Origin of the sequence: Simiaoa sp. (assembly GCF_051972595.1) — a bacterium.
Lineage (GTDB): Bacteria > Bacillota > Clostridia > Lachnospirales > Lachnospiraceae > Acetatifactor > Acetatifactor hominis.
Genome location: NZ_JBOKRY010000064.1, coordinates 1 through 12735 on the forward strand (window position 1 = coordinate 1; position 12735 = coordinate 12735).

The 12735-nt window shown below is 46.3% G+C and carries 13 protein-coding genes and 1 pseudogene; 2 read left to right on the top strand and 12 right to left on the bottom strand.

Features of this window, described 5'->3' with window-relative positions; translation table 11 throughout:
* Nucleotides 1-85: 85 nt before the first annotated feature.
* From ACTRDR_RS14310 to eno, 4 genes and pseudogenes are all read right to left on the bottom strand, one after another.
* Entirely contained in the window at nt 86-1753 is a 1668-nt protein-coding gene (locus ACTRDR_RS14310) for an acetolactate synthase large subunit (protein WP_440528278.1), read from the bottom strand.
* 204 nt (nt 1754-1957) lie between these two features.
* Nucleotides 1958-2559 (bottom strand): annotated as a pseudogene (locus ACTRDR_RS14315) (aminotransferase class I/II-fold pyridoxal phosphate-dependent enzyme); the annotation flags it as partial.
* A 400-nt stretch (nt 2560-2959) separates the two neighbouring features.
* Nucleotides 2960-3442, bottom strand: a complete 483-nt coding sequence (locus ACTRDR_RS14320) for a DUF2798 domain-containing protein (RefSeq protein WP_440528280.1) — start codon at nt 3440-3442, stop codon at nt 2960-2962.
* Nucleotides 3443-3817: 375 nt separating this feature from the next.
* Nucleotides 3818-5116 carry a phosphopyruvate hydratase gene (gene eno / locus ACTRDR_RS14325; RefSeq protein ID WP_440528281.1) on the bottom strand — a complete coding sequence of 433 codons (1299 nt, stop codon included), beginning with the start codon at nt 5114-5116 and terminating at the stop codon, nt 3818-3820.
* A 443-nt stretch (nt 5117-5559) separates the two neighbouring features.
* Between eno and ACTRDR_RS14330 the strand changes: the two genes are divergently transcribed.
* Nucleotides 5560-5931 (top strand): helix-turn-helix domain-containing protein, encoded by a 372-nt coding sequence (locus ACTRDR_RS14330; protein ID WP_205839457.1) that lies wholly within the window; start codon nt 5560-5562, stop codon nt 5929-5931.
* Here ACTRDR_RS14330 and ACTRDR_RS14335 read toward each other — a convergent pair.
* Together ACTRDR_RS14335 and mscL are read right to left on the bottom strand one after the other, a co-directional pair.
* Complete coding sequence (locus tag ACTRDR_RS14335) at nt 5921-6967, bottom strand: tetratricopeptide repeat protein (protein WP_440528283.1); 1047 nt, start codon at nt 6965-6967, stop codon at nt 5921-5923. The two genes, ACTRDR_RS14330 and ACTRDR_RS14335, sit on opposite strands and share 11 nt — an antisense overlap.
* 43 nt (nt 6968-7010) lie before the next feature.
* Entirely contained in the window at nt 7011-7448 is a 438-nt protein-coding gene (gene mscL, locus ACTRDR_RS14340; RefSeq protein ID WP_440528285.1) for a large conductance mechanosensitive channel protein MscL, read from the bottom strand.
* Between the two features lie 243 nt (nt 7449-7691).
* Between mscL and holA the strand changes: the two genes are divergently transcribed.
* Nucleotides 7692-8672, top strand: a complete 981-nt coding sequence (gene holA, locus ACTRDR_RS14345; RefSeq protein WP_440528287.1) for a DNA polymerase III subunit delta — start codon at nt 7692-7694, stop codon at nt 8670-8672.
* Nucleotides 8673-8789: 117 nt separating this feature from the next.
* Here holA and ACTRDR_RS14350 read toward each other — a convergent pair whose 3' ends face one another.
* From ACTRDR_RS14350 to ACTRDR_RS14375, 6 genes are all read right to left on the bottom strand, one after another.
* Complete coding sequence (locus ACTRDR_RS14350) at nt 8790-10178, bottom strand: FtsW/RodA/SpoVE family cell cycle protein (RefSeq protein WP_440528288.1); 1389 nt, start codon at nt 10176-10178, stop codon at nt 8790-8792.
* A gap of 2 nt (nt 10179-10180) precedes the next feature.
* Nucleotides 10181-10510: a PadR family transcriptional regulator gene (locus tag ACTRDR_RS14355; protein ID WP_022154221.1), complete on the bottom strand. Its 330-nt coding sequence runs from the start codon at nt 10508-10510 to the stop codon at nt 10181-10183.
* A gap of 97 nt (nt 10511-10607) precedes the next feature.
* On the bottom strand, nt 10608-11681 hold the full coding sequence (locus tag ACTRDR_RS14360; RefSeq protein WP_440528289.1) for a hypothetical protein: 1074 nt from the start codon (nt 11679-11681) through the stop codon (nt 10608-10610).
* A 16-nt stretch (nt 11682-11697) separates the two neighbouring features.
* Nucleotides 11698-11898 (bottom strand): hypothetical protein, encoded by a 201-nt coding sequence (locus tag ACTRDR_RS14365; RefSeq protein ID WP_440528290.1) that lies wholly within the window; start codon nt 11896-11898, stop codon nt 11698-11700.
* Entirely contained in the window at nt 11862-12248 is a 387-nt protein-coding gene (locus ACTRDR_RS14370) for a hypothetical protein (RefSeq protein WP_440528291.1), read from the bottom strand. Before ACTRDR_RS14370 ends, ACTRDR_RS14365 begins: the two co-directional genes overlap by 37 nt.
* Before the next feature lie 11 nt (nt 12249-12259).
* Nucleotides 12260-12568, bottom strand: a complete 309-nt coding sequence (locus tag ACTRDR_RS14375) for a hypothetical protein (protein WP_440528292.1) — start codon at nt 12566-12568, stop codon at nt 12260-12262.
* Nucleotides 12569-12735 lie beyond the last annotated feature (167 nt).

Consider the following 12735-nt stretch of genomic DNA (forward strand, 5'->3'; position numbering starts at 1 on the left):
CCCACCGGGAGACCTTACATCGAGGAAGGATGTCCCGTCCGCCGTGGGCGTTCGTGGCTTCTTCACTAAATCTCAATTTAAAACTCTACTTCTCAAACTTCTCGTGAAGGTACTCCGAGAGTTTGGTGTTCTCGCTGTAGTCCACGGGACAGTCGATAATGCAGGGAACCGTCTGCTGAAACGCATCTTCCAAAATCGGCAGCAGGTCCTCTGCCTTCTCTACGCGGTAGCCTTTCGCATGCATGCTTTCGGCATACTTCACGAAATCAGGATTCTGGAAATCCACAAAACAGTTATGTCCGAAGTGATCCATCTGTTTCCATTTGATCAGGCCGTAGCTGGCATCGGAGAAGATCAGTGTTACGATAGGTGTCCCCTCTCTCAGTGCCGTCTCATATTCCTGGCTGTTCATCATAAATCCGCCATCCCCGGAGATCGCCAGCACTTTTTTCTCCGGATAGATCAGCTTGGCCGCAACGGCTCCCGGAACAGCAATTCCCATGGTAGCAAATCCATTGGAAATGATACAGGTATTTGGTTCGTAGCAGTTGTACTCTCTGGCGATCCACATTTTATGAGCACCCACATCCGAGATTACAATATCATCCGCACCCATGAATTTCCGCACATCATGCAGTATTTTCTGGGGCTTCATGGGAAAAGAAGTATCCTCCGCATAGCTTTCATACTCTGCCACCATTTCGGCCCGCAGCTTCAGAAGTTCTTCCGGTTCTTCCTTCGCATCGCTACGATACTGAATCTGTTGTAAGGAATAGGAAATATCTCCAATGACCTCAACCTCCGGCTGATACAACATGTTGATATGTGCAGGTCTCTGATCGATATGAAGAATCTTATGTTTTCCACCTTCATTCCATTTTCCGGGAGCGAACTCCACAATATCATATCCCACGGCGATTACCAGATCTGCCATATCCAGCACTTTGTTCTGATAGTCCTTCTGAGGAATTCCGATCGTCCACATAGAATATTTGTTGTTAAAAGGAATGATTCCCTTTGCCATCATGGTATTGACCACCGGTATCTTCAATGCATCCGCAAAGCTGGTCAGCGCTTCACCCGCATGATTTCTCACCGCACTGTGCCCCACAAGGATCACCGGATGCTCTGCTTTGAAGATCATTGCTGCCGCCTGATCAATACTTGAAAAGGAAGCATATTCTTTATCTCTTTCCGGTTTTTTCAACGGCTGTGCGGCAATACCGGAGCTGACCGGCAGCTTTGCCACATTCGTCGGGAGATCTACATGACAGGCTCCTGGCTTTTCACTTTCCGCATATTTAAAAGCAATTCTTACGATCTCATTCACGGAATTGGGATTGACGATCTGTTTGCTTCTCTTGGTAATCGGAGCAAAAAGTTCTACCAAATCCAAATACTGATGAGAGGTCAGGTGCATCCGCTCCGTTCCCACCTGTCCGGTAATGGCAATCAGAGGCGCTCCGTCGGAATTTGCATCCGCGGTACCGGTGATCAGGTTCGTTGCTCCGGGTCCCAGTGTGGAAAAGCACACACCTGCCTTTCCCGTCAGTCTTCCGTACATGTCCGCCATGAATGCAGCACCCTGTTCATGTCTTACTACAACGACCCGGATGTCCGACTTCTCCAGTGCATTCATCATATCCAGATTTTCTTCTCCCGGGATACCGAAGACATATTTTACGCCTTCGTTTTCCAGACATTTCACCAGCACCTCAGCTACGGTACTCTGCTTATTTTCCTGCTCGCTCATAGGTTTCACCTCGTGGTTTTCATAACTTTTTTAATATCTATAAAATAAAAGAGACAACGACTTCCACTTCTACGGACTTCGTTGTCTCTTTATTCGCTCATGTTAGCACAGAACCTTTGGAACGTCAATCAGATTCTCCCCAGCCTTGCCTTAAAATCTTCATATCCAAAATGCACGAGTTCTTCGCATATTCCTGGTTCAGCAATCCGCTCCCGCCGCCATGGCAGATACTGGCAGCCCTCCTCCGAAATAAAAATGCGTTCCGTGCGCCTCATCTGCCAGACAGAGTATGCCGGCATCATGCGCCATTTTTACGATGGCCCGCAGATCGCTGCAGATTCCGTAATAGGTCGGATTGTTGACCAGTACCGCTACCGCCTTCGGATGCTCTGCGATTGCCTTTGCCACCTGCTCTCTCTTTATTCCCAGCGAAATTCCCAGCCGCTGGTCCACCTCAGGATTTACATAGACCGGAATCGCTCCGCACAATACCAGGGCATTCAACACACTGCGGTGGACATTACGTGGCAGGATGATCTCATCCCCCCGTTTGCAGGCAGTCAGCACCATACTCTGTACCGAGCTGGTAGTGCCTCCCACCATAAGAAAAACATGTGCCGCTCCAAATGCATCTGCTACCAGTTCTTCCGCTTCCCGGATGACGGATACCGGGTGGCACAGATTGTCCAGCGGCTTCATGCTGTTGACATCCACGCCCACACATTGTTCCCCCAGGAATTTTGTCAGTTCAGGATTGCACCGAAGTTTTCCAGTGCTTCATGGATCGGAGCCCTGCGCTGATCCATATGGGTATGCTTCTCGCTCATATCCCATTCCTCCCTTTGTTATCAAAAAGTGTCGCAGTCTGTTCTGTCACCATGACATTTTCCAAATACAGATTCTTGTGCAAGCAAAAATCTGTACTTGGCTCATCGTATACACAAAAAAACAGGCTGCGCATTTGCACAACCTGTTTATCTTCTCAGTCGATTTTCTGTCATTGCAGAATCAGCGTTTTCTCCGGAAATGTCATTTATTACAGAATCCCACAACACATCCCTGCAGGATGCATTCAAAAGCTCTGTTTTCTTCCCTTGATTTTCCATTGCTTCTTTGCATTTATTTTGAAAAGACTTTCACACATCCTGTCTCTCAAAATCGATTTATTTTAACATTCCTATAATTATTTTATCAATTACTTTTGAACTATTTCTCATTTTTCTTGTTTTTTGCCATTTTCCCGGCAACAAACCCAAAGGCATTCCGCACTGCGGGACCGGCGAAAAAGATCTGCCAGCACAGCGCCATAGGGAAGTTCTGGACGGTCTTCTGCAGCCACAGGGCGATGATCTGGCTGCCGGGATGCATGAAAAGGCAGGTGGCGATAAAGCTCATCACCGGGCACATCAGGCATACGATCATGGAAGAGATCGCCAGTGTGATAAAAATAGGCTTATCCTCCGGGGATATCATGCGGAATGCCAACTTCCGGGACAGTTTTTCTACGACAAAGTATTCCAGAATATAGGCGATGGGCCACATGATAGGAATCTCGTGGAACGCTAACAGGAAGATCTCGTTGGTCATTCCTCCCTTGTCCAGTGCGATGTTGTAACAGACCATGGCGTACACCATAACGAACGCCATGATCAAGGTGAAAATAATGTTCTGTAATTTTGTTTTCGGCATAATTGGATGCCCTCCTTTTCTAAAAATGAGCGCAAAAAGACACATGTGTGTTGTTCGTTAATCAGTGAGCAGTGCGCACATGTGTCGTTTCCAATTCTTACCTAAAGTCTTTATGCTGTTTTACTATTTTTGCAACGGTGAGATTTTATCACATAGATTCCGGAAAAGTCAATATGAAATAATGGATTTTTTCTTCCATGGATTTCTTCGGCGGTCCCCAGGATCTTACGTCCTTTTCCTTACCGTTCTATCTTAGATACAGATGGGAGGAAAAAATTATTTTATATGTCTCTGAATAGACGCAAACGGGACTGTCCTTTCGAACAGTCCCTGAAGAGAAAAAGAGAAACCAAAATAGTTTTGGATAAAAGCAAATTAATTCTGAACGTTGAATGCGCCCATGCCGGGATATACGGCTGCCGCACCCAGTTCTTCCTCAATACGGAGTAACTGGTTGTATTTCGCCACACGCTCGGTTCTGCTGGGAGCACCGGTCTTGATCTGACAGGTGTTCAGTGCCACTGCCAGGTCAGCAATGGTGGTATCCTCAGTCTCACCGGAACGATGGGATGAGATAGCGGTGTAGCCTGCCTTGTGTGCCATCTTGATGGCTTCCAGCGTCTCGGATACGGATCCGATCTGGTTCAGCTTGATGAGGATGGAGTTACCACAGCCAAGGGATATTCCCTTTGCCAGTCTCTCGGTATTGGTTACGAAGAGGTCATCACCGACTAACTGTACCTTATCGCCCAGTTCTGCGGTCAGCTTTTTCCAGCCTTCCCAGTCTTCCTCATCCAGTGCATCTTCTATCGAAATGATGGGGTATTTCTCCACCAGTTTCTTCCAGTGTGCGATCAGTTCTTCAGAGGTAAATACGGTGCCTGCCTTAGGCAGCTTGTATTCGCCGACCTTGCCGGTCTTCCATTCGCTGGAAGCGGCATCCATAGCAATCTTGAAGTCCTTACCGGGCTCGTAGCCTGCTTCCTTCACAGCCTCTAAGATCGTCTCGATAGCTTCTTCGTCAGACTTTAGTGCCGGTGCAAAACCACCCTCGTCACCTACGGAAGTAGCCAGTCCTCTGTCCTTTAAAATAGAAGCCAGTGCGTGGAATACTTCAGCGCACCATCTTAAGCATTCCTTAAAGGAAGGCGCACCTACGGGCATGATCATGAATTCCTGTACATCCAGGCCGGAGGACAGTGCATGGCAGCCACCGTTGATGATGTTCATCATAGGAACCGGAAGTCTGTTACCGGAGATACCACCCAGGAAACGATACAGGGGAATATCCAGGGAAATCGCTGCGGCTCTTGCACTGGCAATGGATACTGCCAGGATCGCATTGGCTCCCAGCCTGGACTTATCCTTGGTTCCATCCGCATCGATCATTGCCTTATCAATCGCATAAATATCAGAAGCATCCATTCCCTGCAATGTCTCATTGATTACAGTGTTAATATTCTCCACCGCCTTCTGCACACCCTTGCCCAGATATCTGCTCTTGTCTCCGTCTCTTAACTCCAGTGCTTCGAATTCACCGGTGGATGCTCCGCTGGGAGCCATACCACGACCGATCGTACCATCCACCAGCGTCACCTCTGCTTCTACGGTAGGATTACCTCTGGAATCCAGGATTTCTCTTCCGATTACTTTTTCAATCTCTAAATAATTCATTTCGTTCTTCTCCTTTATCCTCTATATCTAAACTTTTTATTTCCAAACCTTCTCTTTCGTAAATCCCCTATAAGGGCTGAAAAACTCCTCCCGGGAGATCCCCTCCCGGCAGTCCGCGGATTCAGCAGCTCCGTTTCCTCTGAGGAGTTTCACATGATTCACTCATTAGTTAGTTGCGCCTAACCCTTGAATTATTATATCGGGTATTCTTCGAAATAGCAATAGTTATAAATGAGAGGATTTCTCAAAGAGTTCCCAAAAGGTGTTTCCATGTATATTCCTTTGTTTTTAGGTAAGATTAATTTTAGACTTTCTTTTATATATTTTTCATCTATTTCTAAAATGTCATTCCTTTAAAACTAAAATATAGTAAAATAGACTTCATCAAATCTTAAAAGAAAACATTTAAATAGTGCTGCATCTGCGGCAGAATGAGAGGCAATATGAGGAGTTTCGGTGAGATCCTTACATCCCTGCGGGAAGAACGGGGCATCTATCAGAAGGAACTGGCTGCCATATTAAAAGTATCCGTTGGCACCGTCTCTAATTATGAGAACAATATTCACTTCCCGGATCAGGAAGCATTACTGCAACTGGCTGATTATTTCGGAGTGACCGTTGATTATCTGTTGGGGCGTACTTCCTATCGTTATAGTCTGGATACCCTGAATGAAGAGTATGCTCCCGGCATGACCGTGGCTGAGCTGGTGGATATCATACAGCATTTCAGTCCCCAGAACACGGCATCCTTTTTGGATTATATCGAACTTCTGCAATTACGACAAAAGGCAGAGGATTGCTCCTCTACCTCGTAGATAAAAACTGCTGTTCCCGGATGGCCGCCTGGTCGTCCGGGTAATTTTGTAAGTAGGCTTTTAACAGCACTGCCGCTTTCTGATAATCCTGCAGATATTCATATGCTACGATCTCGTTGAAAGACAAGGTCTGCATCAGGCTGTTTCCTTCGATCTGTTTTCCTGCCTGAAATGCTTCCAGCGCCTTCTGGTAGTCCTTTTTCGCCATCTCACATAATCCCAGCTGATTATAGATCTCCGCATCCGGTCCCTGCTTGGACAGGTAATTGCTATACACACTGGAGGCATAATTATAATCTCCGGTGGCTGCATAAGCTTTCCCCAGGTACAGATAGCTGTCCACTCCACCCTTACCCTTGGCTTCTTCCAGTGCCAGGTAGGCTTTCTGATAATCTCCCAGGTAATAATAAATACGACCGCTGTCATAGGCATCCAGCTGTTTTGCCGTATTCAGTACATTTTGCAGATACTCCTGCCCGACTTCCCGGTATCCGTAGTCTGCCAGGGCTTCGTAGATCTCGATCAGCCGGTCGTAATTCTTCGGGTCCATAGAGATTGCCTTGTCGAAATCCGCCTTGGCACTCTCGTAATCTCCCAGTTCCAGTTCCGCCGATCCCCGCAGGAAGTAGGCGTCCTTCTCCTCCGGCTTCAGTCCCAGAATGGCATCATACACCTTTTTCGCTTCCGCAGGCTGTCCGTTCTTCCGGTAGGCGGCTGCAAGATAATAGTTCATATCGTAGTCTACGTTCTGCACCCAGCCGTCACTAAGCTCCAACGCCTCTGTAAAATACTGCACTGCCTGATCATATTCTGTCAGCCCCATGCTGGCAATCCCCCGGCCTCTTGCAATAAGACGGCTGTTTTCCTTCTGTGCTTCCGCTTCGTCAAAGGCTGTCAATGCACCCTGATAATCCAGTGTTTCCACCAGCTGCATCCCTTCGGTGATTTTCGTAGTATCATTTCCGCAGCCTGTCAGCATGCTTATCATCAGACAACAGACTCCTGCCATCACTATTTTCTTATGTGTTTTACCCATGCTTTCCTCCACGGTCTGTTTCGATCCTTACTGCTCTATTACTTTACTGCTCGTCCAGTTTGGATGTGCAATGAGGACATCTCGTTGCGTCAATGGCGATCTCGCTCTTACAGAACGGGCATTTCTTCATCGTAGGTGCTGCCGGAGTCTCCTCTTTATGGTGCAGGGTGTCTCCCAGCTTGTTGATGAATTTTACCAGACAGAAGATCACAAATGCGGTGATCAGGAAATTGATGACCGCTGTGATAAAATTACCGTACATCAGCACCGGTGCGGTGTCACCGCTTCCCAGCTTCACATACAAATTAGAAAAATCCGTGCCTCCGAAGATTGCCAGAACCGGAGTAAGGATATCCTGATTCAGAGAAGTAACGATAGCGGTAAATGCGCCGCCGACGATCACGCCGACTGCCATATCCATTACATTTCCCCTCAGAATAAACTTTTTAAATTCCTGCACGAATCCGCTTTTCCTGCTCATTTTCTCTTCCTTCCTCTTATGGTATACTGTTTGGCCCGCGCCATTCCACGTTCGACCCGCGCCATTCGCAAAGTCGCGCTGCCGCACTTTCCTTCACTTCGTAACTATTTTTTCTCATGGATTGATGCCGGTCCATGGTCGAACTGTTTTGTTCCATAATAGCATACACCCCTTGAAACCTCAATAGGAAATGGGGTATACTCTTTTCAGAAAATACAGTAAGAAATAGAAGGAATACTATTTATGCAGCGGATCAATGAAGACATCAAAACCGGCAATTTCAAACAGATCTACCTGCTCTACGGAGAGGAACGTTATCTGAAGAACCAGTACACGACCCGTCTGCGTAAGGCGTTGTGTCAGGACGGCGACGAAATGAACACCCATTTCTATCAGGGGAAGGATTTCTCCTTGGGACAGGTCATCGATCTGGCAGAGACGCTGCCTTTTCTGGCAGAACGCCGTGTCATGTTTTTCAAAGATACCGGGCTCTTCAAAGCCGGTGGGGAAAAGCTTGCGGAGTACCTGGCAAACCCCAACGACACCACCTTTTTCGTATTCACGGAAAGTGAAGTGGATAAGCGCAGCAAGCTCTACAAAGCCGTGCAGTCCAAGGGATATGTGGCAGAGTTCACAGTACAGGATGAGAATTCCCTGAAACGCTGGATTGCCGGTATCCTGGGCCGCGAAGGGAAAAAAATCTCCGAGAACACCGCACAGCTCCTTCTCTCCAAGACCGGCACGGATATGGAAAATATCCAGATGGAGCTGGAGAAGCTGATCTGCTATTGTCTCGATCGGGATGTAGTCACCGCGGAGGATGTGGAGGCCGTCTGCACCACCCGTATCACCAACCATATCTTCGATATGGTCAATGCCATTGCGGAAAAACAGCCCCAGAAAGCCTTGCAGCTCTATTACGATCTGCTGGCACTGAAGGAGCCGCCCATGCGGGTGCTGTTCCTGATCGCCAGGCAGTGTAACCTGCTGCTCCAGACCAAGGAATTAAAAAGCAGAGGCCATGACAATAAGACCATTGCCTCCAAGATTGGTGTACCGCCCTTTGCCGCCGGAAAATATGTGGCACAGGCATCCCATTTCAAGACTTCCGTGCTGAAAAATGCTGTAAAGCAGTGTGTAGAGACCGAGGAAGCCGTGAAATCCGGGCGGATGAATGATATGATGAGCGTGGAGATACTGATTTTGTCGGTATTGCCTTCATAAGTTTACGAAATGCATTGGGTGAGTTCTGCCCATGATATATAAAAGTCCATGGACAGTTTTCCTGCTCATGGACCTTTTATTTGCATTACTTTTATTCGCATTAATTTTATTATCGTGTTACATATCTAGCTTCAAAGTAATAGTCTTCTGCAATGATACCTGTGACGCCTTGAACTTTTTTGGATATACATCTTTGTATCTGTAAATACTCAGGATAATTCCCACCAGTGCGTAGCACAGTAAAATATTATTTCTGCCAACAGATAAGAACGGCAGGAAGGTCGATGTCAGCGGGATCCATCCCAACATTCCCGCAAAGTTCAGAGAAATATTTAATAAAATGATCATTCCGCATCCGAATCCCATCACCATGCCTAGTTCATTTTTCTGTCGGGCCGCAGCTCCGAACATAAACAATACCAGTGCTGCTAGGATCGCGGCTACAAAGATTCCGGCCAGCAATCCGTAACTGTTCAGAATATAAGAAAAAATGTAATCCTGATTGAATTCCGGCAAACCTCCAACCACATCTTTGCCGCTGTTGCCCCAGAGTAAAATGTTTTCATTAAATTTATGAAGCATAGACGTCATGTAATTGGCATCTCCGGACGCGGTGAAAAAGGAACGGATCCTTGCTTCCTGATATGGTACCAGCATATGAAATGCGTACTTTACAGTCAGTAACAGAGCAGGTGCTGCCGTGAAAAACAGCCACACGCCGATAATCGTCTTTTTCACGGGCAGTTGAAACCACCCCTTCCAGATAGCCGCCGTAAGTTCTATCAGCATACTGACCATCATGATGACGGCTACACCAAGGCTGGGAATCCGGGACGTAATAAATACCGGAAGGATCATCCACAGGATTGCCCTGCACAGTGCAAAGACACCGCCATTCCTGTATTTATATAAGATAGCTCCGTAAATTGGTACATAGAACATCATCAGGGAAGTCATCGCCACCCGGAGCCTTCCAAATCCGATCCAGTTGCCGATTCCATCGACATAATCAAAACCACCAAAGCCTGCCACCTGCAGTCCTCCCAGAATCAGGATGGCTCCCCCAATGAACCTGGAATACTTTGCAATTACCGTATAATCCAGAAAATAGATTACGCACATGAGAAGTAAGCCAATCACTACGGCTGCGCCAAAGCCCTCTGCAGCATACCGGTATCTTTCCTGCATCCTTATTTCCAGCTCCTGATAACCGGGTTGTCTGAGAATGGATTGCTGTATCAGAATGCCCAGCAGGCTTAAAATTCCTACGATCACAAATAACTTCCATGCAATCTTAGGCTTGTGGATCCGATCCAGCGAGATCCCCACTTCTACCGGATCCCCCATATTCGTAACCGCATTTTTCTCTGCTTCCTCATAGCTCATTCCCTCGGAAAGATTGTCTGCGATCTGGCATTCTATATGGTCTCTTATCTCCTCAGCGATATAGGGTCTGGCTTTTTTACAGCGGATCTGTGACAACAGTTTTTCCAAATATGTCTCCATCCTTATACCCCCATTGCCAGAACGCTGGTCACTGCAGACTGATATTCCATCCACTCCGCTTTTTTTGTTTCCAGTAATTTTCTGCCTTCTTTCGTAATACTGTAATACTTCCTCGTCTTGCCTGCATATTCCTGCTCATATACCGTAAGCAGGCCCTTCGCTTCCAGCCCATGCAACAGCGGATACAGCGTACCTGCTTTTAACTCGAACACGTTACAGGATTTTTTCCGCAGCGTATCGATCATCTCGTATCCGTACATATCCTTCTCCGCCAGTAATCTGAGCAGAAGCATCGTCATACTTCCCGACATCAGTGATTTGTCCACAGCCATTTTTTGTCCTCCTTATATAGATAGCCGATATATATCGTTGTCTATAATATATATCGGCTATCTATATATGTCAATATTTATTTTTTCAACCTAATCACTAATTCATCTCGACTTCATCTACTATTTCGTATTTGTTATCCGTATCTTCTTTTCTTATAATAAACAGCACATCCGTAGTCATCTCGTTTTGCTCTTTTGCGGTCACTATATAACGGTTACCCCAATCCTGCTTCCATATTTTGATGGAGTCTTCATCAATGCCCCATGCGAAACCATCCGCTTCCATGCGGTACAATTTTCCGTCCACTTCGTCATATAGCTTTCCCAGGTAGCAGGGGGTAAAAACTTCCTGTATATAAATATCATCATAGATATCTTCAGCCTTTTGTTCATAATAATCCCAGGAGTCCGCCACCTTCACACGGTACATTACCGTCTCCCGGCCATCTGGCAGATTTACGGAAAGGCTGTCCTTGCTGTCTACCGTGGAATCCCACGCACTTAATAACTCGTTCAACAAATCATATCTTTCATTTAACAGTCCGGTGATATCGTTATAGACAGCACTCTCGCTCTCTCTGTCTAACAGCGTTCCCCGAATTGTCAAATCATTATTTTCTGTATTTTCTACATTTTCAATGCTTTCCGATACCGTTGCATCCTCCGGCTCCCATTCACGGATCTGGCAGCTTGCAACCATCTGTGAGATAATCTTTTTGTATTTTTTATAATCCTTTTGTGACATAGAGATGGTAATGTTATAGAATCTCTGACCGGTGAAATCCCCTTTAAAAACATAGGATTCGCTTACCCCTTCACCGCTTGTTTCGATTCCATGAAGTGCCGTAAGTTCCTCATTCACTTCAATGGTCTCCAGATCATTTTCATCCCCTGCATAATAGGGAGAAAAGCTGTTGCAAAAATAGATGCTGCTCTCCTGGCTGTCATCCGGAAAAAGCCGGATTCCCTCGTCGGGACTGGCTTCCTCTGTCTCGGTCGCAGGCCACCCTTCCTGAAGCTTCGCTGTCCATTCTACCGGTCTGTCTATGCTTAAGGTAAACCCTGCTGCCTCATTTGTGTATTCGCAGCGGATCATCTCCTGCTTTCCACAACCGGTCATTGCCCATAATGCTGCTAAAATCATCAGACCCACAATCCATTTTTTACCCATAAGCACCTCCGCCATTCTACTCTGCTGTTGTTATCTTTACACCCTGTGTAATATCTTCCGCCCAGGATTTTTCCTCCCTGCAATAGCGGAACTCCTTCGTATTCAGTTCAATTGCTCCTAATTTTTCCTGTCCCGCAATATATAAGTCATCCCCAATGCGGTAACCCTCGCAGAACGCATCTATAAGTCCCGAGGTAGGATGCCCCTCGGTCCCCATAAGTAACCTCCTAATATTCCGGTCAGAATAAATACCATAAAGTAGAGTCCCGGAACACCTGCGACAAAAATATAAAACGCTATCTGGAAGCTCCAGATGGGGATTAACAGATTGAGCGCTGCCACACAGGCAACACCAAAAGCAACATATTCCGCACCTTTTGCTTTGTCCCGTCTGGTCCTTGTCGCCAGCAGGAATCCCCATGCCGTATAGAGCAGCATACGTACCACCGTCCGGACTCCGCTCATTCCATCAAAAGAAGTTTTGTAATCCTCCTTTAGTGCCACCAGGACAATCAGGATCACAACAGACAAAATAATTTTGTAGTAATTTGAAAAAATTTTCTTCATAGCTGCTCCTTTCATTCTACATTCAGGAATGTATATTCCCTCATATCCGTTTCCTTCCACGCCAGGGCGTCTACCCTGTTCCTGTAATATGAAACCTTGACAATATTGGTGCCGAGTTCTTCCCGGTCCACCTCTTTTCTGACTACATTCAAATACTCATTCAGTTTTTTAGCCGTTACTTCCCCTTTTACCACATATGATATTTCATACACATTTCCACAGTCCGAATCATCGATATATCTTGTGCCTATCTGCTGATATGCAGGTTCTCTTTCTGCATGATGTTTTTGCTCCTTAATTGTGCTTGATAATGATATCATTATACAATTGAGCAATCGGAAAAGCAATTGAGCGGATGGAAACCTTCCTCTTCATTAACCATAACGAAAGATCTTGCGCTATTTGTTACAAATGCGTTGAAGATTTATACTTAAAGTTGATTGCATTAGTAACTTCTACTGCCATGCTTCAGAAAAAGAATTGCACG

Coding starts and splice junctions, on each gene's coding strand:
- ACTRDR_RS14320 (WP_440528280.1), bottom strand. CDS start 3,442: ATGCCGAAAACAAAATTACAGAACATTATTTTCACCTTGATCATGGCG.
- ACTRDR_RS14335 (WP_440528283.1), bottom strand. CDS start 6,967: ATGGGTAAAACACATAAGAAAATAGTGATGGCAGGAGTCTGTTGTCTG.
- ACTRDR_RS14365 (WP_440528290.1), bottom strand. CDS start 11,898: ATGGGGACCGAGGGGCATCCTACCTCGGGACTTATAGATGCGTTCTGC.
- ACTRDR_RS14310 (WP_440528278.1), bottom strand. CDS start 1,753: ATGAGCGAGCAGGAAAATAAGCAGAGTACCGTAGCTGAGGTGCTGGTG.
- ACTRDR_RS14330 (WP_205839457.1), top strand. CDS start 5,560: ATGAGGAGTTTCGGTGAGATCCTTACATCCCTGCGGGAAGAACGGGGC.
- eno (WP_440528281.1), bottom strand. CDS start 5,116: ATGAATTATTTAGAGATTGAAAAAGTAATCGGAAGAGAAATCCTGGAT.
- ACTRDR_RS14355 (WP_022154221.1), bottom strand. CDS start 10,510: ATGGCTGTGGACAAATCACTGATGTCGGGAAGTATGACGATGCTTCTG.
- ACTRDR_RS14360 (WP_440528289.1), bottom strand. CDS start 11,681: ATGGGTAAAAAATGGATTGTGGGTCTGATGATTTTAGCAGCATTATGG.
- ACTRDR_RS14350 (WP_440528288.1), bottom strand. CDS start 10,178: ATGGAGACATATTTGGAAAAACTGTTGTCACAGATCCGCTGTAAAAAA.
- mscL (WP_440528285.1), bottom strand. CDS start 7,448: ATGAGCAGGAAAAGCGGATTCGTGCAGGAATTTAAAAAGTTTATTCTG.
- ACTRDR_RS14375 (WP_440528292.1), bottom strand. CDS start 12,568: ATGATATCATTATCAAGCACAATTAAGGAGCAAAAACATCATGCAGAA.
- holA (WP_440528287.1), top strand. CDS start 7,692: ATGCAGCGGATCAATGAAGACATCAAAACCGGCAATTTCAAACAGATC.
- ACTRDR_RS14370 (WP_440528291.1), bottom strand. CDS start 12,248: ATGAAGAAAATTTTTTCAAATTACTACAAAATTATTTTGTCTGTTGTG.